Origin of the sequence: Actinomadura geliboluensis, assembly GCF_043197915.1 — a bacterium.
In the GTDB taxonomy this organism is placed as follows: Bacteria; Actinomycetota; Actinomycetes; order Streptosporangiales; family Streptosporangiaceae; genus Spirillospora; species Spirillospora geliboluensis.
In genome coordinates, this window is record NZ_JBICUA010000019.1 from 121,171 (window position 1) to 141,615 (window position 20,445).

General features: G+C 72.5%; 18 protein-coding genes. 9 read left to right on the top strand and 9 right to left on the bottom strand.

Annotated features, from left to right (window positions below):
- Nucleotides 1-9: 9 nt before the first annotated feature.
- Nucleotides 10-717 carry a MerR family transcriptional regulator gene (locus ACGFI1_RS41560; RefSeq protein ID WP_392793166.1) on the bottom strand — a complete coding sequence of 236 codons (708 nt, stop codon included), beginning with the start codon at nt 715-717 and terminating at the stop codon, nt 10-12.
- Nucleotides 718-804: 87 nt separating this feature from the next.
- Between ACGFI1_RS41560 and ACGFI1_RS41565 the strand changes: the two genes are divergently transcribed.
- The gene (locus ACGFI1_RS41565) at nt 805-1,281 is read left to right on the top strand and encodes a DUF6194 family protein (RefSeq protein ID WP_392793167.1); all 477 of its coding nucleotides are present in this window, start codon (nt 805-807) and stop codon (nt 1,279-1,281) included.
- Nucleotides 1,282-1,291: 10 nt separating this feature from the next.
- Here ACGFI1_RS41565 and ACGFI1_RS41570 read toward each other — a convergent pair whose 3' ends face one another.
- Nucleotides 1,292-2,113, bottom strand: coding sequence for an SAM-dependent methyltransferase (locus tag ACGFI1_RS41570; RefSeq protein ID WP_392793169.1), 822 nt, complete (start codon nt 2,111-2,113; stop codon nt 1,292-1,294).
- A gap of 153 nt (nt 2,114-2,266) precedes the next feature.
- Here ACGFI1_RS41570 and ACGFI1_RS41575 point away from each other — a divergent pair, with 153 nt between their 5' ends.
- Nucleotides 2,267-2,728, top strand: a complete 462-nt coding sequence (locus ACGFI1_RS41575) for a hypothetical protein (protein ID WP_392793171.1) — start codon at nt 2,267-2,269, stop codon at nt 2,726-2,728.
- Here ACGFI1_RS41575 and ACGFI1_RS41580 read toward each other — a convergent pair.
- From ACGFI1_RS41580 to ACGFI1_RS41600, 5 genes are all read right to left on the bottom strand, one after another.
- Nucleotides 2,718-3,755: a phosphotransferase gene (locus tag ACGFI1_RS41580; protein ID WP_392793173.1), complete on the bottom strand. Its 1,038-nt coding sequence runs from the start codon at nt 3,753-3,755 to the stop codon at nt 2,718-2,720. The two genes, ACGFI1_RS41575 and ACGFI1_RS41580, sit on opposite strands and share 11 nt — an antisense overlap.
- On the bottom strand, nt 3,752-4,711 hold the full coding sequence (locus ACGFI1_RS41585; protein ID WP_387073950.1) for a DUF7064 domain-containing protein: 960 nt from the start codon (nt 4,709-4,711) through the stop codon (nt 3,752-3,754). Before ACGFI1_RS41585 ends, ACGFI1_RS41580 begins: the two co-directional genes overlap by 4 nt.
- Nucleotides 4,712-4,846: 135 nt before the next feature.
- On the bottom strand, nt 4,847-6,475 hold the full coding sequence (locus ACGFI1_RS41590; protein WP_392793174.1) for an outer membrane protein assembly factor BamB family protein: 1,629 nt from the start codon (nt 6,473-6,475) through the stop codon (nt 4,847-4,849).
- A gap of 12 nt (nt 6,476-6,487) precedes the next feature.
- A complete protein-coding gene (locus ACGFI1_RS41595) occupies nt 6,488-6,931 on the bottom strand; it encodes a LytR/AlgR family response regulator transcription factor (protein WP_240807460.1) in 444 nt (147 codons plus the stop codon).
- 94 nt (nt 6,932-7,025) lie between these two features.
- Nucleotides 7,026-8,645 carry a carboxylesterase/lipase family protein gene (locus tag ACGFI1_RS41600; RefSeq protein ID WP_392793176.1) on the bottom strand — a complete coding sequence of 540 codons (1,620 nt, stop codon included), beginning with the start codon at nt 8,643-8,645 and terminating at the stop codon, nt 7,026-7,028.
- Between the two features lie 232 nt (nt 8,646-8,877).
- Between ACGFI1_RS41600 and ACGFI1_RS41605 the strand changes: the two genes are divergently transcribed.
- Complete coding sequence (locus ACGFI1_RS41605; RefSeq protein WP_392793177.1) at nt 8,878-10,008, top strand: acyl-CoA dehydrogenase family protein; 1,131 nt, start codon at nt 8,878-8,880, stop codon at nt 10,006-10,008.
- Nucleotides 10,009-10,237: 229 nt separating this feature from the next.
- On the top strand, nt 10,238-11,182 hold the full coding sequence (locus tag ACGFI1_RS41610; RefSeq protein WP_386874189.1) for an acyl-CoA dehydrogenase family protein: 945 nt from the start codon (nt 10,238-10,240) through the stop codon (nt 11,180-11,182).
- Here the strand turns inward: ACGFI1_RS41610 and ACGFI1_RS41615 are convergent.
- On the bottom strand, nt 11,166-12,737 hold the full coding sequence (locus ACGFI1_RS41615) for a FadD3 family acyl-CoA ligase (RefSeq protein ID WP_392793178.1): 1,572 nt from the start codon (nt 12,735-12,737) through the stop codon (nt 11,166-11,168). The two genes, ACGFI1_RS41610 and ACGFI1_RS41615, sit on opposite strands and share 17 nt — an antisense overlap.
- A gap of 49 nt (nt 12,738-12,786) precedes the next feature.
- Nucleotides 12,787-14,163 (bottom strand): GH1 family beta-glucosidase, encoded by a 1,377-nt coding sequence (locus ACGFI1_RS41620; protein ID WP_392793179.1) that lies wholly within the window; start codon nt 14,161-14,163, stop codon nt 12,787-12,789.
- Between the two features lie 81 nt (nt 14,164-14,244).
- On the opposite strand from ACGFI1_RS41620, the gene ACGFI1_RS41625 reads away from it, so the two are divergent.
- The 5 genes from ACGFI1_RS41625 (at nt 14,245) to ACGFI1_RS41645 (ending at nt 20,445) form a co-directional block, all read left to right on the top strand.
- Nucleotides 14,245-14,868, top strand: a complete 624-nt coding sequence (locus ACGFI1_RS41625; RefSeq protein WP_392793181.1) for a TetR/AcrR family transcriptional regulator — start codon at nt 14,245-14,247, stop codon at nt 14,866-14,868.
- Nucleotides 14,869-14,950: 82 nt separating this feature from the next.
- Entirely contained in the window at nt 14,951-16,582 is a 1,632-nt protein-coding gene (locus tag ACGFI1_RS41630; protein ID WP_392793183.1) for a Coagulation factor 5/8 type domain-containing protein, read from the top strand.
- Entirely contained in the window at nt 16,579-17,820 is a 1,242-nt protein-coding gene (locus ACGFI1_RS41635; RefSeq protein WP_392793184.1) for an MFS transporter, read from the top strand. The genes ACGFI1_RS41630 and ACGFI1_RS41635 overlap by 4 nt, the downstream gene beginning before the upstream one ends.
- A gap of 10 nt (nt 17,821-17,830) precedes the next feature.
- Nucleotides 17,831-19,600 carry a sulfatase-like hydrolase/transferase gene (locus ACGFI1_RS41640; protein WP_392793186.1) on the top strand — a complete coding sequence of 590 codons (1,770 nt, stop codon included), beginning with the start codon at nt 17,831-17,833 and terminating at the stop codon, nt 19,598-19,600.
- A gap of 56 nt (nt 19,601-19,656) precedes the next feature.
- On the top strand, nt 19,657-20,445 hold the full coding sequence (locus tag ACGFI1_RS41645; RefSeq protein ID WP_392793187.1) for a formylglycine-generating enzyme family protein: 789 nt from the start codon (nt 19,657-19,659) through the stop codon (nt 20,443-20,445).

Below are 20,445 nucleotides of genomic sequence, written 5' to 3' on the forward strand. Positions count from 1 at the left end.
TCCAGTACATCAGACCCTGCCGCTCCCGTCGGGCGGCGAGAGGAGGGCGCCAAGTGCGGCGGCGCCGTCGAGGAGGGCTCTGGAGCGGGCGTCGATGGCGGCGTCTCGGACGGCCAGCGCGGAGGCGACGTCCTCCAGCCGCCGGGCGCTCCGCAGCTCCGGCATGAGGGCCCGGAGGGGTTCGATGCGGTATCCGGCCTGGCGCAGCTGGTGGACGATCCGCGCGTCCCGCACCTGGGCCGGGGTGTACCGCCGCGTTCCCCCGGCCGGGTCGCGGTCGGGGACGACGAGCTGCTCCTTGTCCCAGTGCCGGAGTGTCGAGGGGCGCACGCCGAGCGCGGCGGCGAGTTCGGAGATGCTCATCGCGTCCGAGGCGCGGACGTCGTCGAGCGGCTCGCCGGAGATCGCCTGGGCGGCGTCCCTCGCCAGCCGTACCTCCCCGCGCTCCGCGTGGAGGCGTGCGTGCACCGCGTCGAGAAGGGCGAGCGCCTCCGCGGCGGGACCCTGGTGGACGGCCCGGACGATCCTCTTGGCCTCGACCGGCCCCGCGCCCGCCGCGAGGGCGCGGTAGGCCACCGCGGACCGCACGTGCGTCTCCCCGTAGACGCGGTAGCCCGTGGCCGTGCGCGTCGCCGGCGGCAGGACGCCGTCGCGTTCGAGATTGCGCACCTGCTGGACGGAGTACCCGGCGCGCCGCGCGACGTCGACCGTGCGCATGCCGCGCGAGTTGAGACCTGACACCACGAAGCCCCTCAGTACCGGTCCGAAAGTCTCCACAAGCACTTCAATGCCAGGCTAGAACGCATGACGATGGACGAGATCATCGATTTCACGACGGGCCTCGACGGCGTCCTGGCCTCCCGGCCGGGCCCGGGTGACGGGTCGCCGGAGATCAGCTGGGGCGACACGTTCTTCTACTACTCGCCGGACGGCGTCGTCCCGGCGAACACCCAGCCCTTCGCGACGCTCGTGACCAAGGACTATCCCGGCGACGAAGCATCGCGCCTGGACCGGCCGGGTGCCTTCCGCGTGAACATCTCCGCCGGGAAAGAGGCGTTCGTGCGCTGGACCGGCCACGCACCGCGCGAGCCAGCCGGTGCCGAGGTCGACGCCAGCACCGCCGACACCGTCATCGCGCATCCCGTCTACGGCGCCGTCGGCTGGCTGGCGGTGGTGAACCCGGGCCCGCGCACTGAAGCCGCCGTCCGCGAACTGCTGGAGGCGGCCTACCGCCTCGCGCGTGCGCGCCACGAGCGACGCGCAGGCGCGGACGGAAGTTGACCCCGCGGCGTCAGGCCGGCTTGCGGGCCACTCCACCCCAGAGGGCGGCCGGGGCGGACGCCTCAAGGTCCGAGCGGGGGCGCCAACGCGGAACCTCGACGACGCCGGGCTCGACGAGGTCCAGCCCGCTGAAGAAGCCGGTGACCTGCTCGCGGTCGCGCAGCGTCACCTTCTCCGCCGACTTCTCGTTCATGGCCCGCTCGAACGCGGCCATCTCCTCGGGGAAGATGTCCCTCGCCGTGTGGGACGCCACCAGGTGGCTGCCCGGCGGGACGGCGGCCATCAGCGTGTCGACGATCTTGTAGGGGTCCGCCTCGTCGGAGATGAAGTGCAGCACGGCGATGAGCATGACCGCCACCGGCTGGGTGAAGTCCAGCGTGCGGCACGCCTCCTGCAGGATCCTGGCGGGGTCCCGCAGGTCGGCGTCGATGTAGTCGGTCGCGCCCGCTCCGCTGCTCTTCAGCAGCGCCTCGGCGTGGACGAGCACGATCGGGTCGTTGTCGACGTAGACGATCCGGGACTCGGGCGCGATCGCCTGGGCGACCTCGTGGGTGTTGTTCGCCGACGGCAGGCCGGTGCCGATGTCGAGGAATTGGCGGATTCCGGCCTCGGCGACCAGGTACTCCACCGTCCGCGCCAGGAACGCGCGGTTCGCCCGGACGGACTTGACCGTGGACGGGAAAGCCTGCAGCCCGGCTTCGGCGGCCGCGCGGTCGGCGGCGAAGTTGTCCTTGCCGCCGAGCCAGGCGTCATAGACCCGCGCGGGATGAGGGATGTTCGTATTGACCCGGGAAAGCTTGTCCTGGCCTGACGCCTCTCCGTCCGATGCCACGAACCCTCCTCAAACGCCGCTATCGATATTGCCCGACATCATACGATCGCCACGCCCTCCGAAGTGCTCGGCGATGAACCCGGAACGATCGGCGGGCGTCCGAGCCAGGAAGCGGTCGTCTTCGACCGTGCCCCCTGAGCCGAGGACGGATACATGGCGACACCCGGAGCGGAGCGCGACCGAGGCTGGATCGTGTTCGGTGTGCTGTTCCTTTGCGTGGTGCCGTTCCTGTTCATCGGCGGCAGGGGGCTGCTCGCCTTCGGACGGGAATCGGCGGCGACGTACGGCGCGTCTGGCAGTGCCGGAACGCTGACCATCACCCATGAGACCTCCGGCCGCGGGCACCAGTCGGGCTGGAAATGCTACGGGGACTTTCGCTCTGATCGGGGCGCGCACACGTCCAATGTCAGGGTGAAGCACTCGGGCTCCTGCGACCGGGGCCGGCGGATACCGGTACAACTCTCGGACGGAATCGCCTATGAGCGCGGATTGTGGAGTTGGTCGCGCCTTGCGCTGACCATGTTCGTCACCGTCCTCTTCCTTGGCGGCGGTTATGCGGCGCTCGGTTTCGGCACGGCGTTCGTGCGGTCCGGCCTTCGGAGCGTCAGGCGATGAGGGACGGGGAGTCCAGGTCGCGGGCGTGGTGGGCGTGGCGGGTGGTCATGGTGCGGAACATCTCGTCGCCGCGCGGGGTGCGTTCCACGAGCATCGAGGCGCCGATCGCCATGACGATGCCGTGGAAGGTGTGGTGACGGTAGGCGGTCCAGCAGTCGTCCCAGGTCAGGACGACTCCGCGGGCCGTCAGGGCTTCGTGGTAGCGCTCCACCAGCGCCTTCTCGTGGGCGCGGCGGGCCTCGGTGGGCAGGCTTGAGCCCAGGAAGTAGGAGAGGTCGGCGAGGCCGGGGCCGTACGCGCAGGTCTGCCAGTCCAGGACGGCGGTGCGGGGGCCGCCGAACAGCAGGTTGTCGGCACGGAAGTCGCCGTGGGACAGGGTCAGCGGCCCCTCGCGGGCGGTCAGGTAGGCCGGCAGCGAGGGCATGAACTCTTCGATCAGGGCGATGACGTCGGGGCCCAGCTCGGCGGCGTAGCGGTCCTTGAAGCCGGTGTAGAGGTCGGTGACCATCGCGGCGGTGAAGGCGGCGGCGTCGGCGTCGTGGCGGTTCAGCCAGGGCAGGGCGGCCAGGCCGGGGTCCTCCCAGCCCGCCGCGTGGAAGGCGGCCATCTCGATGATCGCGGCTGCGGCGTCCTCGGGGGTGACGCCCGCGAGCTGGTCGCCGGGCCGCGCGGGGGCGAGGTCCGCCAGCAGGACGGTGTACTCGTCCTCCTCGGCGGCGTAGGCCGAGAAGTAGCAGGTGGGGATGCCCGCGTCGAGGCCGTCCGCGAGTTCGGCGTAGAAGCTCGCCTCGACCTCGTAGGTGCGGATGGCGCGGGCGGCGGCGCGGCTGGACGGGTCGGCGGCCGGGACCTTCGCGACCATGGTGGGCGGGAGGGGCGTCTCGCCCGCGTAGGTGAGGTGCAGGCGGAGGCTGTCGGAGACCTGTCCGGTGCCCACCGGTTCGGCCCGGACGGCGGTCACCTTCGTTTCGAGGGCGTCCGACAGCCAGGACGCCGTCAGGTCCCCGGCGCCGGAGGCGGGGGTCATGCGCTCTCCTCGGCCAGGTGGGTCCAGCCGTGGTCCTGCCAGCCGGGGGGCTGGTGCCATTCCGTCCAGCCGTGGCCGGTGCGCCCGTCCTCGGTCTCGAAGCGGCACAGGGCGCGGGGGAAGTGGGCGTCCCGCCCGTCGGGGGACGTGACGGAGACGGGGGCGAAGGCCACCGGGGTCACGGTCATGGGGGCGCCGGGGAAGCGGAGGTCGGAGCGGGCGGGCAGGCCGTCGGCGAAGGACGTCTCGGCGGAGAAGCCGGCGCGGTGCTCGATGTCGCCGCCCGGCGGGACGGCGAAGCACGGCCACGGGAGCGGGAGGCCGACGTTGGCCTGCATGCCGTGGACGAACATGCCGTCGGAGAGGCGGCCGGACGTCCAGAGCCAGGAGACGTTCCACCAGTCGCGCTCGCCCCAGCTGTGGTCGCGCTCCCCGGGCGCGTCCACGGCGATCTTCTCGCCGGCCACGCTGACCAGGCCGGAGACGGTGCACGGGATCTCGTAGCGCGGGATGTCCTTGTAGGGGTAGACGCCGCTGACGGTGTCCCAGCGCAGGTCGAAGGAGAGCCCGGCGGTCCCGGTGGCGGGGCCGGACGGGTCGGGGTGGACGGACGCGGTGCCCTGCAGCGTGATCCGGGCCGGGCCGAAGGGGTCGGGGATCTGCTGGGTCGCGGTGTAGGCGTCGGCGTGGACGTCGGCCGTGCCGGGCTTGGGCAGCGGCGCGTTGTTGTCGGCGATGAGGAGCAGCGGATGGCCGGGGCGCACCAGCGCGGCCCAGTACCAGGCGCGGTCCCAGTTCGGGTAGAGGCCGAGCCGGACGTAGCCGGCGACGGAGCCGTCCGGGGCGGCGAAGTCGAAGTAGTAGGACTCGTTCCACAGCAGTTCGGGGCCGGGCTCGTGCAGTCCCTCGTCCGCGGGCGTCAGGTTCCAGGTGCCGTGCTCGACGATCCTCGCCATGGACCCTCCGAAGGTTCCGAACGCGATTCTAGAGCGCCGATCCTAACCCTGGCGGCGGCGCTTCCAACAGGGATCAGCCCCGGCGGAACGGCGGAAATCGTAAGATCACCGACAGACCTCGGCCGCAGCCGTTCCCTAGCGGCCGAAGGCCAGCAGGAGCGAGCCCTTGTCGTTGGGGTACGGGGTGAACATGTCGCCGGTCAGGACGTAGACCATGCCGTGCGCGACGACCGCGCCGCCCCCGCCGGCGAGGGAGCCGCCGCGTCCGGTGCCGCCGTCCACGGTCGGGAAGTCGGCGATGGTGTCGAAGCTCCAGAGCACCTCGCCGGTGCGGGACGAGTAGGCGCGCATCTTGCCGTCCATGCTGCCCTCCCAGACCAGGCCGGGGGTGGTGGTGACGGCGGGCGGATGGCCGAGCCGGCAGACGCCCGGGTACTGGGACGCGCCGCCGGTCGTGCATCCGTCGGAGGGGTTCGGCGTCTTCCAGATGACGTGGCCGTTGGCGGGGTCGAGCGCGTAGAGGGTGCCGGGGTTCGCCATGTAGGTCGCGATGTAGAGGCGGTGCCCGTCGTAGGACGACCCCCACTGGATGCCGCTGAGGCCGCCGCCCGGCATGGGCGTGGAGAGCTGCCGCTGCCACACGATCTGGCCGGTGCGGGCGTCCAGGACGTGGTAGACGCCGACCTTCTGGCCGATGCCGATGAGGCGGCGCCCGCCGGCGGTGAAGATGTTGGGCGCGGCGCCGAGGTCGAAGTCGAGGGCGGTCCCGTCGGGCAGGTTGGGGCAGTACTGGTGGTCTTCCGGGGTCGGGCTGCTGCACTCCTGGCGCCAGGTGTCGACGTCGGTCATCTTGCGCGTCCAGCGTGCGCGGCCGGTGCGGGTGTCCAGGGCGAGGACGGAGTCGAAGTGGCCTCCGCTGCCGGTGTAGTTCTGCCCTGTGCCGACGTAGAGGGTGCGGGTCGCGGGGTCGATGGCGGGGGTGCTCCACACGCCGCCACCGGACGGCGCATAGCGCGGCACCCCGTTGGGCCAGGTGCCGTCCTGCTTCGGCTCGGGGACGGTGTAGTAGCGCCAGTCGAGTTCGCCTGTATCGGCGTCCAGTGCGTCGACGTGGCCGCGGAACGTGCAGCAGGCGTGGTCCTTGCCCAGGAGGTTCTCACCGCTGGACACACCGACGTAGACGCGGCCCTGGTAGACGATGGGCGAACTCGTCACGATGGCGCTGACGGTGGTGTCGAGCCGGGTGGCCCAGAGCAGTTTCCCCGTGTATTGGTTCAGCGCGTACATGTAGCCGCGGGTGTCGCCGAAGTACACCTTGCCGCGCGATACGGCGGCGCCGTCCCGCACTTGGGCGAAGCCCGTGCCGACCGTGCTGAGGTCGAACTCCCACTTGGCCGCGCCCGTCCTGGCGTCGCGTGCGCGGAAGCGGCCGTCGGGGCCGCCGAAGTAGATGGTGCGCCCGACGACGGCGGGCTGGCTGTGCGGGGCACCGGCCCGCGCGGGGAACCCGAACGCCCATTTGAGCTTGAGGCCGCCGACGTTCGCGGGCGTGATCCCGCGTTCCGCCGGGTTGAAGCGGGTGCCGCGCAGGTCCTTCTGCCAGGACGGCCAGTCGCCGGACCGCGGATGGGCGGACGCGGACGGCGCGGACGCGGACGGCGCCGCCGCCCCGGCCAGGGCCAGGCAGGCGGCGGCGAGCACGGCCGCCGCGCTTCTCGTGGGACGAGCCCTTCTCGTGGGACGAGCCCTTCTCGTGGGACGCATGATCGATCTCCCTCAGGGGGTCGGGGCGCCGCGGCGCCCGGCGGACCGGTGCCGGTCGGCGCCGGGCAGGGCGCCGCGCAGCAGCCGGTCGCGGAGCGCGCCGGTGTTGCGGCGGCTGACGGCCAGCCGGGCGCCGCCGACCCGGAGCGTGCACCGGCCCGACTCGATGACCAGTTCCTCGACGTGGGCCAGCGAGACCAGGTGCGACCGGTGGATGCGGACGAACCCGGCGTCCCGCCACGCCTCCTCCAGCGCGGCCAGCGGCACCCGGACCAGGTGGCTGCCCGTGCCGGTGTGGAGGCGCGCGTAGTCGCCGTTGGCCTCGGCGTACCGGACGTCCGACCGCCGGACGAACCGGACGGTCCGCCCCACCCCGACCGGGATCACCTCGTCGGCGCCGTCCGGCGGCACGACCAGCACGACCACGGTGGTTCGCAGAGGCACTGCGGTTCGCATGCGCTCATGGAATCCGCGGGGCTGATGGCGATCAAGGGTGGGGTGGGGCATCTGGCACGTCTGGCACAAACTGTGGCATTCCACGACAAAGCGCTCAGTGCGTGAACGGGGTGTACCGGTTCCAGAAGCGGCAGTGGTGCTGCCGTGCCATCTCGTGCGTGACCTGGCTGTCCCCCGCCGGGATGAGCGACAGCACGGCCGGGTCGCGGCGGGTGAACCGCGGCCAGTACGGCGTGCCATCCACGGTCGGGTTCCCGGTGCGGGCGAAGCCCGTCCACTGCGCGGTCAGCTGCCGGCCGAACGCCTCCTGGTTCGGGGTCAGCTCCGCTCCGCCGGGCATCGGCGCCAGGAACGGGGTCTCGCTGACGTGGTACGACCCGTTCGGCTTCGTCGGGTCGAGGAAGAACATCGGCGGCGCGTCCGGGTTGTCGGTCTGGTAGGCGAACACCGTGATGTGCCGGGCCAGCCGCTCATCGTTGAGGAGCGCCGGGCACACCGAGTTCGAGTCGGCGACGATCGTCCGGTAGGCGATGAACGCCGACGGCTCCGGGAACCGCTCCAGCGGATACAGCTCGAAGACCCGGTCGGCCAGCGGCCCGTACTGCTGCCGCACGAACTCCCGGTACTGCGCCGGTGTCTCGGCCGAGGGCAGCTGCACCTCGTCCCGGTCGACGCCGTGCATCAGCGTGACGTCGTTGACCTTTCCTTCGGCGAGGGCTTGGCCGGGCGACATCGGGAGGATCTCGCCGTCCACGACGGGGCCCTGCGTACCGACGTCGGCGCCGATGCCCTCCCCGGCCTGCTCCAGCAGCTTCGCCACGGGCAGCGCGCGGAGGCAGGCGATGTCGGAGCAGCCCAGCGCGTCCGCGAACCGGGCCCCCGCCCGCTGCGCCTCGCGCTCGCTCGGCAGGACGGCCTTGCAGTCCTGCGCCTGCCACTGGACGTCGACGCCGCGCAGCGAGTTGTACTCGCCGCTCTGCGCGATGCCCTTCTGGAACAGGCCCTTCGCCGCCGGGGACGCGGTGTTCGCGCACACGCCCGACCCGCCGGCGGACGCACCGTAGATCGTGACGTTGCCCGGGTCGCCGCCGAAGCGCGCGATGTTGCGCCGCACCCAGCGCAGCGCCGCCTGCTGGTCGCGCAGCGCGTAGTTGCCGGAGTGCGCGCCGAGCCCCTCATGCGCCATGAACCCGAAGATCCCGAGCCGGTAGTGGACGCCGACGTTGATGACGCCGCCCTCCTTGACCAGGTGCGTCCCGTCGGACGGCGCCCCGAGCCGGAACCCGCCGCCGTGCAGCTCCACCATCACCGGCAGCGGCTTCCCGCGGGGCTTCCCGGGCGCGACGACGTCGAGCTTCAGGCAGTCCTCGTCGGCCGATCCGGGGCCGAGGCCGGACGGCTGCGGGCACGGGCTGCCCTGCTCGGTGGCCCGCAGCGTGGACGTCCAGCCGGCGTGCGGCACCGGCGGCGCCCACCGCAGGTCGCCGAGGGGCGCCGCCGCGTACGGGATGCCCCGCCAGGCCCGGACGCCGTCGCCCGCGGTGCCGCACACCGCTCCCCTGTCGGTCTGGACGGTCGTCCCGTCCGCGCAGGCCGGCGCCTTCGCGCCGCGCGCCGCGGCCGGTAACGGCGCCGACACCCCGATCGGCACCGCCAGCGCGAGCGCCGCCGCGCCCGCCGGCGCGACCGCGAAGAACCCTCTCCTCCGCCGCATACCGCCCCTCCTCACCGCCTCGTCCGATGCACGGCCTGAACGTAGGACGGTGCGAAAGACCCGTGACAGGAAGATCGCGAGCGCATGCGGACAGCGGCGGCGGTCTCGCGCCGAACGGCCGGATATCGCCGCCGAGCGGTCGCCGGGGATCTCACTGGACGGGAGGGTGCGCGGGCGCCCGCCCGCGAGGGTCGGTTACTCTACCAAACAGTTGTTAGAAAGAAGGGTGCTCATGGATCTTGAGTTCGGGACGGCGGACGAGGCGTTCCGCGCCGAGGTGCGGGAGTGGCTGCGCGCGCACGTCCCGGCCGAGCCGCTGCCCTCGCTGGAGACCGAGGAGGGGTTCGCGGCCCACCGGGAGTGGGAGCGGACGCTCGGCGCGGCGCGCCTCGGGGTGGTGTCGTGGCCGGCTGAGTACGGCGGCCGGGGCGTGTCGGTCCTGCAGTGGCTGATCTTCGAGGAGGAGTACTACGCGGCGGGCGCACCCGGCCGGGTCAGCCAGAACGGGATCAACCTGCTGGCGCCGACGCTGCTCAAGCACGGCACGCCGGAGCAGCTCGCGCGGATCCTGCCGCCGATGGCGGCCGGCGAGGTGATCTGGGCGCAGGCGTGGTCGGAGCCGGGCGCGGGCAGCGACCTCGCGGCGCTGCGCGCCACCGCGACGCGCACCGACGGCGGCTGGCTGCTGGACGGGCAGAAGACGTGGAGCTCCCGCGCCGCGTTCGCCGACAAGGGCTTCGGGCTGTTCCGGTCGGACCCGGAGTCGTCCCGGCACAAGGGCCTCACGTACGTGATGTTCCCGCTGGACGCCGAAGGCGTGACCGTGCGCCCGATCGGGCGGCTGGACGGCAAGCCCGCGTTCGCCGAGCTGTTCCTCGACAAGGTGTTCGTCCCCGACGAGGACGTCATCGGCGCGCCGGGCGACGGCTGGCGGGTCGCGATGGCGACGGCCGGCAACGAGCGCGGCCTGACGCTGCGCAGCCCCGGCCGGTTCACGGCGGCGACCGAGCGGCTCGTCGAGCTGTGGAAGGAGCGCGCCGACCCGTCCGACACCGCGCTGCGCGACCGCGTCGCGGACGCCTGGATCAGGTCGCGGGCCTACCGGCTCAAGGGCTTCGAGACGATCTCGCGCAGCGACGACGTCGGCGCCGAGTCCAGCCTGAACAAGGTCTTCTGGTCGGAGCTGGACGTGGCGCTGCACGAGACGGCGCTCGACCTGCTCGGCCCGGACGGCGAGATCGAGTCGGAGTGGCTGGAGAACTACGTGTTCTCGCTCGCCGGCCCGATCTACGCGGGCACCAACGAGATCCAGCGCAACGTGATCGCCGAGCGGCTGCTCGGCCTGCCGAGGGGAACCCGATGACCGCAGCGAAGCGAGGACCGTCGGGATCCCGACCCCGGGGGTCTGGGGGTCGCCCCCCAGGAAGGCAGAGCCCGATGACCGCAGCGAAGCGAGGATCGTCGGGATCCCGACCCCGGGGGTCTGGGGGTCGCCCCCCAGGAAGGCAGAGCCCGATGACCGCAGCGAAGCGAGGACCGTCGGGGCCCCGCCCCGGGGGTCCGGGGGTCGCCCCCCGGGAAGGCAGGGTCCGATGAAGTTCGTTCTGGACGCCGAGCAGCGGATGTTCGGTGAGACGCTGCGGCGGCTGCTCGCCGACGCGGGCACCGCGAAGATCGCGCGCGCGTGGGCGGCCGGGGACTCCGGGCCGGGCCGGGCGCTGTGGACGTCGGTCGCGGAGGCCGGGGTGTTCGCGGTCGCGGTGCCGGAGGAGTTCGGCGGCGCCGGGCGGCTGCCGGTGGAGCTGGCCGTCGCGGCGGAGGAGCTCGGCCGCGCCGCCGCCCCCGGCCCGTACGTGGAGACCCTCGCGGCGGCCGAGCTGCTGGGCGAGTCGCCGTGGCTGCCGCGGATCGCGGAGGGCGAGGCGGTCGTGACGCTGGCCGTCCCGCACGCGCTGGACGCCGACGTCGCCGACCTCGTCCTGACCGCCGACCGGGTGGAGCGCAAGGCCGGTGAGGCGCTCGCGTCGCTCGACCCGGCGCGGCGCCTGTTCCGTGTGGAGGGCGGCGGCGGCTTCACCGATTCATGGTGGGGGGCCGACCCCCCACACCCCCCGGCGGGAATCGATCTCGGTGTGCTGCTGTGCGCGGCGCAGCAGATCGGGCTCGGCCAGGCGCTGCTGGACGTGTCCGTGGAGTACGCCAAGACGCGGCAGCAATTCGGGCGCCCGATCGGCGAGTACCAGGCGATCAAGCACCACCTGGCGACCGCGATGGTCGAGCTGGAGTTCGCCCGCCCGCTCGTGTACGGGGCGGCGCTGTCGTACGGGACGCCGGACTTCGCGCGGGACGTCTCGGCCGCGAAGGTCGCCGCGTCGGAGGCGTCCTACAGCCTGGCCAAGACGGCCCTCCAGGTGCACGGCGCGATCGGCTACACCGACGAGTACGACCCGTCGCTGTGGATCCGCAAGGCGCGCGCGCTGTACTCGGCCTGGGGCTCGGTGGCCGAGCACAGGGCCCGCGTCATCGCTGCTCTTTGAAGTCCTTGAGTTCCACGCGGCGGACCTTGCCGGACGCGGTCTTCGGGAGGTCGTCCACGAAGACGACCTCCCGGGGGACCTTGAAGTTCGCGAGCCGCTCCCGGCAGTGCGCGATCAGCTCGTCCGCCGTGGCGGTCCGGCCGGGGCGGAGCCGGACGTAGGCGCGGGCGACCTCGCCCATCCGCTGGTCGGGGACGCCGATGACGCCCGACTCGGCGACGGCGTCGTGGCGGGCGAGGGCGTCCTCGACCTCGGCCGGGTACACGTTGAACCCGCCGACGACGAACATCTCCTTGCTCCGCCCGGTGATGGCGAGGTTGCCGCGCTCGTCGAGGCGGCCCCGGTCGCCGGTATCGAGCCAGCCGTCGCGGACCGTCTCGGCCGTCGCCTCCGGGTCGCCGAGGTAGCCCTTCATGACGTTGTAGCCGCGCACGAGGATCTCGCCGTCGGTGCCCGCCGGGACCGGCTCGCCCTTCTCATCGACGATCTTGACCTCGACGTCGTCGATGGCCCGGCCGGACGTCGTCGCGATGATCTCGTCATCGTCGTCCACCGAGCAGGCCGTCACGGTGCCGGACGACTCGGTCAGCCCGTACGCGGTCACGACCTGCGGGAACAGCTCTTCCTTGATGCGCCGCACCAGCGCGACGGGCACGTCCCCCGCGCCCGTCACGGCCAGCCGGAGCGACGACAGGTCGCGCTCCTCGCGGCCGGGCGCGTCCAGCAGCGAGGTGTAGATGGTCGGCGGGCCCGGCAGCACGGTGATCTTCTCCTGCTCGATCAGCCGCAGCGTCTCCGGGACGTCGAAGGTGCGCTGGAGCACCATCGCGGCGCCCTTCATCACGCACGCCAGCACGCCCGCCTTGTAGCCGAACGTGTGGAACATCGGGTTGACGATGAGGTACCGGTCGCCGGCCTTCAGGCCGGTCCGGCTCGTCCACGCCGCGTAGGTGCGGACGTTCTGCTCGTGGGTGACGACGACGCCCTTGGCCCGGCCGGTCGTCCCGGACGTGAACAGGATGTCGGCGACGTCGTCCGGCCGGACGGCCGCCGTCCGCGCGTCGGCCTCCGCCGCGGGCACGGCCCCGGCGGTGAACTGGTCCCAGGCGGCGACGCCGGGCCGCGCGGGCCCGTTGAACGTGACGATGCGCTGGAGGTCGGGCAGCCCTGGGACGGCGCCCGACTCGTCCAGGCCGAGCATGCCGGGGTAGTCGATGCCGAGGAACCCGTCCTCCAGGAAGAGCATCTTGACCTCGGCCTTGGTGAGCGGCCACCGAGCCTCGTCGCCCTTGTACCGGGTGTTCAGCGGGACGAGCGTCGCGCCCGCGCCCATGGCGCCGAGCACGGTGACGATCCAGCGCAGCCCGTTCGGCGCCCAGATCGCGATGCGGTCGCCCGGACCGACGCCGGCGCCGATGAACGCGGCCGTCGCCTCCCGCACCCGCTCGCGCAGCTCCGCGTAGGTCACCCGGACGTCGCCGTCCACGACCGCCTCGGCGTCCGGAGAGTCCTGCGCGGCCCGCTCCAGCAGACCCGGAATCGTCAGCTCGCTCATAACCGTCCATGATGGGCGCGGCGCGCGCGATCAGGCCAGGGCGTCCCGCTCACCGGTACCGGGCCAACTCCTCGCGCAGCCAGTGGTAAGACGCCTTCGGCGTGCGGCGCTGGGTGGCGTAGTCGACGTGGACGAGGCCGAAGCGCTGGTCGAAGCCCTCCGCCCACTCGAAGTTGTCGAGCAGCGACCAGACGAAGTAGCCGCGCACGTCCACGCCGTCGCCGATGGCGCGGTGCAGTGACCGGAGGTGGCCGTCCAGGTAGTCGATCCGGTCCCGGTCGGGGCGGCCGGGCTCGTCGGGCGCGGAGCAGCCGTTCTCGGTGATCATGATCGGCGGCAGCGCGTCCCGGTAGGCGTCGCGGAGGCCGGTCAGCAGCTCGTGCAGGCCGTCCGGGACGACGGGCCAGCCGAACGCCGTCACCGGGTAGCCGTCGATCGGCACGTCCTCGAAGGGCAGGCCCGCGCCGTCGAGATGCCGCTCGACCTCGCGCAGGACGGACGCGCCGCCGGAGGCGGGTGCGTGCCCGTGCGGCGCGGCGACCTTCGTCGGGCTGTAGTAGTTGACGCCGAGCAGGTCGAGCGGCGCGGCGATCGCGGCGAGGTCGCCGTCCTGGACGAACGGGAGGTCGGCCACGCCGTACGCGCTCAGGTCCGGGTAGCGGCCGAGGAGGAGGGGGTCGGTGAACAGGCGGTTCTGGAGCGCGTCGAACGCGGCCGCGGCGGCCCGGTCGGCGGGCGCGTCGCTCGCGGCCCACACCGGGCTGTAGTTGTTGGTGAGCGCGACCTGGCCGGACGTCCGCTCGCGCAGTGCGGGGACGGCGAGGGCGTGGCCGAGGAGCAGGTGGTGGGCGGCGGGAAGGGCGTCCAGAAGGAGCGCTTCGCCGGGCGCGTGGGTCCCGACGCCGTAGCCCTCGGTCATGTGGACGAACGGCTCGTTCAGCGTGATCCAGACGCCGACGCGGTCGCCGAGCCGGTCGGCGACGAGGCCCGCGTACTCGGCGAACCGGTGCGCGGTGTCGCGGTTCATCCAGCCGCCGGCGTCCTGGAGCGCCTGGGGCAGGTCCCAGTGGTAGAGGGTGAGCGCGGGCAGGATGCCGCGTTCGGCGAGGGCGTCCACGAGCCGGTCGTAGAAGTCGAGGCCCTTGGGGTTCGCGGCACCGCGCCCGTCGGGCTGGACGCGCGGCCACGCCGCCGAGAACCGGTAGGCGTTCACGCCGAGGCCGGCCATCAGCGCGATGTCCTCCGACCAGCGGTGGTAGTGGTCGCACGCGATGTCGCCGGTGTCGCCGTTCTTGACGCGGCCCGGCCGGGCGCAGAAGGAGTCCCAGATGCTGGGGCCGCGTCCGTCCTCCTTCACGGCGCCTTCGATCTGGTAGGCCGCCGTGGCCGTACCCCACAGGAAGCCCTCGGGAAAGCGGGGAAGCACGCGCGTCTCCTCTCCTAACATGAGTGGACGTCACATTAGAACATGAACATGTGTCATGTTCAGCCGGATCGGGGAGGGGCGATGACGGACGGGGTGCGCCGCAGGCCGACGCAGCGCCGCAGCGCGGAGCGGTTCGAGCGGCTGCTCGACGCCTGCGCGGAACTGCTCGCCGAGGCCGGGCACGACGCGCTGACCACCAGGGACGTCGCCCGCCGGGCGGGCGTCCCGATCGGCACGCTGTACCAGTTCTTCGACGGCAAGTCGGGGCTGCTGTACGAGCTGGCCATGCGGAACCTGGCGATCCTGATCGGGCGGGTGCACGAGCGGCTCACCTCCGAGCCGGTGCGGACGTGGGCGGACGCGGCCGTGCTCGTCTACGAGGAGAGCCTCGCGCTGCGCCGCACCGTGCCGGGCTTCTTCATCGCCGACTTCCGCGACACCGGCGCCATCGACCAGGGCCTCGTCCGCCGGATCGACACCGAGATGGCGGCGCGCATGTACGAGCTGGGCACGCAGAAGGCGGGCCTGCCGCCGCTGGCCGACCACGAGCGTGTCCTGCTGGTGGCCATCACGGCGTCGGACGGCCTGCTCCGGCTCGCCTACCAGTCGGCGGAGGACGGCGACCCGGCCGTGGTCGCGCTCGGCGCCCGGCTGCTGCGGGCGTACTTCACCGACCTCGCGGCGGATCCCGTCCCAGATCCATAACATGAGCCTTGTTCACTTTTCGCTCGATCGGTGATATCACTCACCTCAGATCCGTGGCCCCCCACCCCGGTCGAGGTGCCCCATGCCGTTCCGACGCTCCCTCCGACGTACCGCCTGCATCCCGCTCGTCCTCGCCCTGCTCGCCGCGCTGGCCTCCGCCCTCGCCGCCGCGCCACCCGCCCTCGCCGCCGCGCCACCCGCCGCCGGCGGTGAGGTCCGCGGCTACATCGACGCCCACAGCCACCTCATGTCGTACGAGGCGTTCGGCGGGCAACTGCTGTGCGGCAAGCCGTTCGACCCGGACGGCGTCCAGGCGGCGCTGCGCGACTGCCCCGACCACGCCGGGAACGGCGCGTTCGCCTGGTTCGAGAACTTCACCCGGCACGGCACCCCGTTCGGCACCCACGACCCCACCGGCTGGCCGACGTTCAAGGACTGGCCCGCCTGGGACTCCCGCACCCACCAGCAGGTCTACTACGCCTGGCTGGAACGGTCCTGGCGCGCCGGGCAGCGCGTCCTGGTCAACCAGCTCGTCGCCAACCGGCAGCTCTGCGAGATCTATCCGCTGAAGCGCAACGCGTGCGACGAGATGGCGGTCATCCGGCTCGAAGCGCGGCGGATGCGGGAGATGCAGTCCTACATCGACGGGCTCAGCGGCGGCCCAGGCAAGGGCTGGTTCCGCATCGTGCGCGACGCCGGTGAGGCCCGCCAGGTCATCGGGCAGGGCAAGCTCGCCGTCGTCCTCGGCATCGAGACGTCCGAGCCGTTCGGCTGCCGCGTGATCGGCGGCGTCCCGCAGTGCACGCGCGCCGACATCGACCGGGGCCTGGACGAGATGAAGGAACTCGGCGTGTCCTCGATGTTCCTGTGCCACAAGTTCGACAACGCCCTGTGCGGGGTGCGGTTCGACGGCGGCACGACGGGCGCCGTCATCAACGCGGGCAACTTCCTCGGCACCGGGCGGTTCTGGCAGGCCGAGACGTGCACCGGCGCCGCCCACGACAACACCATCGCCCCGGCGGGCGTCGTCGGCGGCCAGGTCGCCGAACTCCTCCGGCTGCTCGGGCAGGCCGGGATCACGCTGCCGCTGTATCCGGACGCACCGCACTGCAACCTGCTCGGCCTCACCGACCTCGGCGCCCACATGGTGAAGGGCCTGATGAAGCGGCACATGCTCGTCGAGATCGACCACATGAGCGTGAAGGCCGCCGACCAGACCCTGAGCCTGCTGGAGGACGCCGGGTACTCGGGCGTCGTCTCGTCCCACAGCTGGACGGACGACACCTACATGCGGCGCGTCTACAGCCTCGGCGGAATGATCACCGGCTACGGGAGCTCCGCCGACCGTTTCGCGGCGGAGTGGCGGCGCAACAAGAGCGCCGGTGACCCGCGCTTCACCTTCGGCTACGGGTACGGGCTCGACGCCAACGGCATGGGCCCGCTGCCGTCGCCGCGCGCGGACGCGGCGCAGAACCCGCTGCGCTACCCGTTCACGTCGCCGATCGACCCGGCGGTGAAGCTCGACCGGCTCCGCACCGGCCTGCGCACCTGGGACCTGAACACCGACGGCGTCGCCAACTACGGGCTCGTCGCCGACTGGATCGCCGACATGCGCGCCTACGGCGGGCAGGCGCTCGTCGACGACATGGCCCGCGGCGCCGAGGCGTACCTGGAGATGTGGCGCCGCGCCGAGACCTGGACGGGAGGCGCGTGAGCGAACTGACGGCCGCCCGCCGCCCCGGCGAGCGCGGCGCCGCCGGGGTCGGCCGGAGCTGGCTGCTCGGCTACGCCGCCGCGTGGTTCGGGTACTGGCTGGTGATCCTGCTGCCGCCGCAGTTCATGACCCCGCACCTCATCGGCCGCATCGCGGCGGAGGACAAGGTGGACGTGCTGTCCTACCTGCTGATCCAGAACTCCGTCGTGGTGGTGCTGTGCGTGCCGCTCGCCGGGATGGCCTGCGACCGCACCCGGACCCGCTTCGGCCGCCGCCGCGTCTGGGCGCTCGGCGGGTTCGCGGTCGCGGCCGTCCCGTACGCGCTGATCGGGACGCAGACGAGCTGGCCGGTCGTGGCGGGCCTGATGGTCGTCGTGTCGATGGGCGCGGCGGCGGTGCTCGCCGCGCTCAGCGCCGTGATCGCCGACCGGGTGCCGCACCACCAGCGGGGCGCGGCGTCCGCCGCGATGGGCGTCCCGCAGGTGGTCGCGCTGGTCGTCGGGATGGTGCTGGTGACGATGGTGGTCACGTCCGTCCCCGGGATGTGGGCGCTGATCGCGGTGCTGGCGGCGGTGTCGGCGCTGCCGTTCTTCCTCGTCCGGCCGGGTGCCCGCCCGGCCGCGCGGAACGCGCACGAGATGCCGGGCGCGGGCGAACGGGTCCCGTTCCCGCATCCGCGCCGCCACCCGGACTACTACTGGGCGCTGCTGTCCCGCGTGCTGATCAACGCCGGGAACCTGGCCGGGACGACGTACCTGCTGTACTTCCTCACCGACGTCCTGCACCGGCGCGACCCCGACGGGTCGCTGCTGATCCTCACGCTGATCTACCTGGTGTGCTGCGCGGCGACCGGCTGGCTCGGCGGGAGGGCGTCGGACGCGCTCGGCCGCCGCCGGGACCTCATCGCGGTCGCCGGCGCGCTCCAGGCCGGCGCGGCGGCGCTGCTCGCGGTCGCGCCGGCGTGGCCGTCCGCCATGGCGGGGGCGGTGCTGCTCGGGGCGGGCTACGGCGCGTTCCTGTCGGTCGACCAGGCGCTCGTCACGGACGTGCTCCCCGACCAGCGCAGCCGCGCCCGCGACCTCGGCGTCGTCAACGCGGCGCAGAACGTCCCGCTGGCGTTCGGCGTCGCCTGGTTCGTGCTCACGTTCGTGGGCGGCTACCGCGTGCTGTACGCGGTGTCCGCCGTGATCATGCTGCTGGGGTCCGCCTCCGTGTACCGGATCAGGAGCGTCCGTTGAAAGGTGCCTCATGAAAGCGGTCATGGTCATGTTCGACACCCTCAACCGGCGCTTCCTGCCGCCGTACGGGGCGTCGGACGTGCACGCGCCGAACTTCGCGCGGCTCGCGGAGCGGACCGCGACGTTCGACAACTGCTACGGCGGGAGCATGCCGTGCATGCCGGCGCGGCGCGAGATGCACACGGGCCGCCACAACTTCCTGCACCGGGGCTGGGGGCCGCTGGAGCCGTTCGACGACTCCGTCCCGGAGATGCTGAAGGAGAACGGCGTCTACACCCACCTCGCCACCGACCACCAGCACTACTGGCTGGACGGCGGTGCGACCTACCACCCGCGCTACAGCACCTTCGAGTTCTTCCGGGGGCAGGAGGGCGACGAGTGGAAGGGGCATGTCGCCGATCCCGACGTGCCCGACTCCGTCCCGCACACGGCGAACCCGTTGCGCCGCCAGGACTGGGTGAACCGCCTCTACATGAAGGACGAGGCCGACCATCCGCAGACGGGCACGTTCGACGCGGGCGTCCACTTCATCAAGACCAACCATGCCGAGGACAACTGGTTCCTCCAGATCGAGACCTTCGACCCGCATGAGCCCTTCTTCTCTTACGACCACTACAAGAAGCTCTATCCGGACGACTACGACGGCCCGCATTTCGACTGGCCCGACTACCGGCGCGTGACGGAGACGCCCGAGCAGGTCGAGCACCTGCGGAACCAGTACCTGGCGCTGCTGTCGATGTGCGACCGGTCGCTCGGACGCGTCCTCGACCTGATGGACGAGCTGTCCCTGTGGGACGACACCCTCCTGATCGTCTGCACCGACCACGGCCTGCTGCTCGGCGAGCACGACTGGTGGGGGAAGAACGCCCCGCCGTTCTGGGACGAGACCATCCACACCCCGCTGTTCATCTGGGACCCGCGCAGCCGGGTCGCGGGCGAACGGCGGTCGAGCCTCGTCCAGACCATCGACTTCGGGCCGACGCTGCTGGAGTTCTTCGGCGTCGACCGCACCCCCGACATGCTGGGCGCCCCGCTGCGGGAGACCGTCGCCCTCGACTCCCCCGTCCGGGAGGCGGGCCTGTTCGGCTGCTTCGGCGGCCACGTCGGCGTCACCGACGGCCGCCACGTGTACATGCGCGCCTGCGCTGAGCCGGGCAACCGGCCGCTCGCCGAGTACACGCTCATGCCCACGCACATGCGCGGCCGCATGCCGGTGGAGACGCTCCGGGACGCGACCATGGCGTCCCCCTTCTCCTTCACTAAAGGCGTGGCGCCGCTGCGCCTCCCCGGCTTCTCCTACACCGACCCGCACGCGTTCGGCACGCTCCTCTACGACCTGGAAGCCGACCCCGAGCAGTTGTCACCGCTCATCGACGACGACCTGGAACTGCGCATGGCCGGGTTGATGGTCGACTTGATGCGCGCGAACGACGCGCCGCCGGAGCAGTACGAGCGGCTCGGCCTCCCGGCGGACGGCCCGGTGGCGTCCGCGCACCTGCTCGTCCGGCGGCAGTGGGAGCAGGTCGTGGCGTCGGAGCGTCCGCCGCTGACCGCCGCCGAGTTCCCCGCGTCCCGCCTGTCGGTGACGACGCCGACCCGGCTCCTGGTCGCCGAACCGGCCGCCGAGGCGGTGCTCCGCAAGCACCTCGGCGCGCTCATGGACAGCCCGCTGCTGCCCGAGGCGATGCCGTTCTCCCTGCTGGAGATCGCGGGCCTGGCGGTCGGCGTCATCGACCGCGAGACCCTGCACGCGATCGCCGGCGACCTGGCGGCCCTGTGACCCCGCTGAAGCCTGTGACCCCGCTGAAGCCTGTGACCCCGCTGAAGCCTGTGACCGTGCTGAAGCGCCTTCCCGGCGGGACGTTCCTGATGGGCGGCGACGACCCGGACGCCAACCCCGGCGACGGCGAGGGCCCGGTCCGCGAGGTCGCCGTGGCCCCGTTCGCGATCTCCCCGTACACCGTCACCAACGACGCGTTCGCCGCGTTCGCCGACGCGACCGGCCACCGCACCGACGCCGAACGGTTCGGGTGGTCGCACGTCTTCGCCGGGTTCCTGCCGGGCCGTCTGCGCCGCGTCTCCCCCAGGGCCGGCCGCGCCCCCTGGTGGTGCGCCGTGCGCGGCGCGGACTGGCGGCACCCCGAAGGGCCTGGCTCCACCCTCGACGGGCGGGCGGACCATCCCGTCGTCCACGTCTCCTGGAACGACGCCGCCGCGTTCTGCCGCTGGGCGGGCGTCCGGCTGCCCACGGAAACCGAATGGGAGTACGCGGCACGCGGCGGCCTGACCGGGAAACGCTACCCGTGGGGCGACGACCTCACCCCGGACGGCGAGCACATGTGCAACATCTGGCAGGGCCAATTCCCCACCCGCAACACGGCCGAGGACGGCTACAAGGGCACGGCCCCCGTCACCGCCTTCCCGCCCAACGGCTACGGCCTGCACAACATGGCCGGAAACGTCTGGGAATGGTGCGCCGACGCCTGGGGCGACGGCAGGTCGCTGCGAGGCGGCTCCTACCTGTGCCACGCGTCCTACTGCAACCGCTACCGCGTCGCCGCACGCACCGCCAACTCCCCCGACAGCTCCTCGGGCAACACCAGCTTCCGCTACGCCGCCGACTAA